The organism is Dietzia sp. SYD-A1, from assembly GCF_015356725.1.
In the GTDB taxonomy this organism is placed as follows: Bacteria; Actinomycetota; Actinomycetes; order Mycobacteriales; family Mycobacteriaceae; genus Dietzia.
The window spans coordinates 1-709 of record NZ_JADDKI010000477.1; the positions used below are offsets into that span (position 1 = coordinate 1).

A 709-nucleotide genomic window follows, 5' to 3' on the forward strand; every position below is an offset into this window, starting at 1 on the left:
GACCAGCGCCGCAGAGTGCAGGATGTCCCCCGGCGCCCGACCCCGCTCCGCGCACGCCTCGTCGACGCGGCGGTACTGGGCGGCCGCGGTGTCGACGTCGGCGAACGGCACGTTGAACTCGTCGGCAAACCTGGCGGCGAGCGCGGGGGTGCGGCGTTTGCCGAACCCACCGACGATGACCGGCGGCCTCTGCTGTAGCGGCTTGGGCAGGCCGGGAGAGTCGACCAGGTCGATCCGCTTGCCGCGGATCGTGACCGTCTCCCCCTCGGGAGTCGACCACAGGGTCTCCAGCGCGCCGAGGGTGTCCTCGAGCATGTCGAACCGCTCGCCGAGGGGCGGGAAGGGGATGCCGTAGGCGGTGTGTTCGTCGTCGTACCACCCGGCCCCCAGGCCGACGTCCAGGCGGCCCCCGGACATCTGGTCGACCTGCGCGAGCGAGATCGCCAGCGGACCCAGGTGGCGGAACGTCACCGACGTGAGCAGGGTGCCGAGCCGGATGGAGCTGGTCTCCCGGGCCAGGCCCGCCAGGGTGAGCCAGGCGTCGGTGGGCCCGGGCAGGCCGCTGGCGTCGCCCATCTTGAGGTAGTGGTCCGAGCGGAAGAACGCCTCATACCCCAGGTCCTCGGCCGCGCGGGCGACCGCGAGCTGGTCGGCGTAGGTGGCGCCCTGCTGGGGTTCGACGAACACGCGCAGCGCGACCGTGCCGTCA

1 protein-coding gene is annotated in these 709 nt (G+C 72.8%); it reads right to left on the reverse strand.

The features are described 5' to 3' along the window. Positions 1-709 (reverse strand): LLM class F420-dependent oxidoreductase (locus IY392_RS15835; RefSeq protein WP_194861729.1); only part of this gene is annotated, 709 nt, incomplete at both ends.